3 protein-coding genes are annotated in these 2380 nt (G+C 72.7%); all 3 read right to left on the minus strand.

All coding sequences use genetic code 11. The annotated features are described in order from the left end of the window. On the minus strand, positions 1-381 hold a 381-nt coding region (locus C1708_RS33605; protein ID WP_133169130.1), incomplete at its 3' end, for a sugar phosphate isomerase/epimerase family protein. Beyond that, positions 378-1070, minus strand: a complete 693-nt coding sequence (locus C1708_RS33610) for an aspartate/glutamate racemase family protein (protein ID WP_106411723.1) — start codon at positions 1068-1070, stop codon at positions 378-380. The genes C1708_RS33605 and C1708_RS33610, both read right to left, overlap by 4 nt. Positions 1071-1308: 238 nt before the next feature. Further along, positions 1309-2022: a FadR/GntR family transcriptional regulator gene (locus tag C1708_RS33615; RefSeq protein ID WP_198602412.1), complete on the minus strand. Its 714-nt coding sequence runs from the start codon at positions 2020-2022 to the stop codon at positions 1309-1311. Between the last annotated feature and the right edge of the window lie 358 nt (positions 2023-2380).

Raw genomic sequence — 2380 nt, forward strand, 5'->3', positions numbered from 1 at the left:
GGGCAGGAAGGTGCCCCGGGTCTGGCCGAGCGAGACCGGCACGCCCAGTTCCCCGGCCAGCCGGGCCGCGCCAAGCAGCCGGAACAGCGCATGCCGGCGGACGTCGGGGGACGGGTCGGTCAGGGTCAGCCGGTCCTGCGCCGCCACCGGTCCGGTGCCGATGCCCAGGACCTTCAGGCCGGCGGCCTCGACGGTCCGGGCCAGCGTCTCGGCGTCGTGCGCGCCGGTCTCCCGGACCTGTACCTCCACCCCGTCGTAACCGAGTTCGGCCAGATCGCGGACGGCCTCGGCGAGCGGCGCCGAGTGGCCGAGTGGCATGGATGAGACGCAGTCGTTCCCGGAGACCGTGTAGGCCACCGGCCAGGGCAGTACTGCGCTCATGGCGTGACCACCTGCGCCCCGACCGGGACGAGCAGGCCGCGCAGCTCACGGGCGGCGGCACCGGCGCCGTCCAGTACCGGCACACCGAGCAGGGCCGCCAGGGCGTCGCGGACCGGCGTGAGCGAGTACTGCGCCAGGAGCACCGCGTCGGCGTCTGTGCCCCCGACCGTACGGAGGGCGTCCGCCAGGAGTCGGGCCGCCTCCTCGGGGCCGGCGCCGGCGGCAGCCTCGCTCAGCGCGGTCACGATGTCGACCGGGCGGCCCGGGCGGACGGCCGGGACGAGCGCTTCCAGCTGGGCGACTGCCGCCGGTACGGCCGGCGGGGTGGAAGCGACGACGGCGATCCGCCGGTACGGGCCGGCCAGGGCGGCCTTGAACATCGACTCGTCCGACTTCAGCACCGGCACGTCCCACAGCACGCGGGCGGTGTCCACCACCTCCCCGTAGGAGGAGCAGGTCAGCAGCAGACCCTGGGCGCCACCGTCCATGACGTGTGCGATCAGCCGGAGCATGCGGCGACGCAGTGCGTCGGTGAGGCCGCCGGTCGCGTTGGCGTCGTCCAGCAGGCGGTCGTCCAGCACGTTCCAGACAGTGGCCTGCGGAAACTCCTGGGCGAACGCGTCCTGGGCGATGCGGTGGGCGGCCGGCACGGCGTGGATCATGGCGACCAGGGGAGGGGATTCGATCACCGGGTTCTTACCTCTTCCGGTAGGCGGGGACCGGCAAGGGTCCCGACCGAGGACCGGCCTCCGGACGACGCGGGAAATGTTTCCCGACGGCGGAGAACACGGGCCCGAGATGGGGGCGGCAGCGTGGTGTATCGGTGCCGCGCCGCCACTCTAGGTCCAACCGGTCAACCGGTCAACCGGTTGTGCGTAGGGCTGGGCCTCCGGCTGCCGGAAGAGGTCCGGCAGCCCCCCGTGGCCCCTACCCCTCGCGCTGTTCGAGCGCCTTCATCAGGCGCCGGGAGGCGCCGTCCATGTGCCGGGCCATCGCCGCGCGGGCGGCCTCCGCGTCACCGTTCGCGACCGCCTCGAAGATCGGTACGTGGTCGTCGTAGGCCACCTTGCGGGAGCGGACCGCCCCCGTGCGCTCCACCCAGCCGCGCTGGATCATCGCCCGCATCCCCTTGAGCATGTCCCGCAGCACGGTGTTGCCGGCCAGTTCGCCCAGGGCGGCGTGGAAGGCGGTGTCCGCCTCCGGGAACTCCGCGTCCGGGCACTCCCGCATCGCCGTCAGTCGGGTCCGGAGCAGTTCGACGCCCGCCTCGTCGCGGGCCTGCGCGGCCAGTCCCGCGACGACCACCTCCAGCTCCGCACGGGCCTGCACCATGTCCCGGGCGCCCCGCTCGCCGAGCACCAGCCCCAGTTCGAAGAGCCGGTAGAGCACGTCCGAGTCGGTGCCGCGGAAGTAGGTGCCGCTGGACTGCCGGATCTCCAGCAGGCCGAGGAAGCCGAGCGACTTGATCGCCTCGCGCACGGTGGGCCGGTTCACCCCGAGCATCTCGGTGAGCTGTCGCTCTGAGGGGATGCGGTCGCCGGGCTGGACCTCGCCGGACATCAGGTAGTCGATCAGGCGGCGGGAGACCTCGGCGGCCAGCGGCTCGCGCGGCTCGACCGTGATTCTGGCGAGTTCGGCCATCGATTTCCTCACTTCGGTATTGACGCGATGGCCGGATTCTAGTTACCTACCGGCAATCCGGTAAACCGGTTGTCCGGAAGTCGACGGGTCCGAGTCACCCGTCCTTCCCCGTGTCGGCCACCCCGGACGTCCCAGCCATGCCAGGCGCACCCCTGACCTCCCCACCGGGCCCAGCCCCGCCACAACCGTGCGCCCGCCCAGCCCGCCGTACAGGAGCCGCACGTACCATGACCGACCCGACGCACGAGCCGAGTACGGCCTTGCGTGCGCTGCCGGTCGCCACCCGAACCGACACGCACTGACCTCACGCGCCGTTCCGCGCCGCCGCCCGACCGGCGGCCCTCAGTCCTGCCCCAAG

It is taken from the genome of Streptomyces sp. DH-12 (genome assembly GCF_002899455.1).
GTDB lineage: Bacteria > Actinomycetota > Actinomycetes > Streptomycetales > Streptomycetaceae > Streptomyces.

What these genes read in the sequence shown, in the direction of transcription:
- C1708_RS33615 (WP_198602412.1), bottom strand. Translation starts at nt 2,022, where the DNA reads ATGGCCGAACTCGCCAGAATCACGGTCGAGCCGCGCGAGCCGCTGGCC.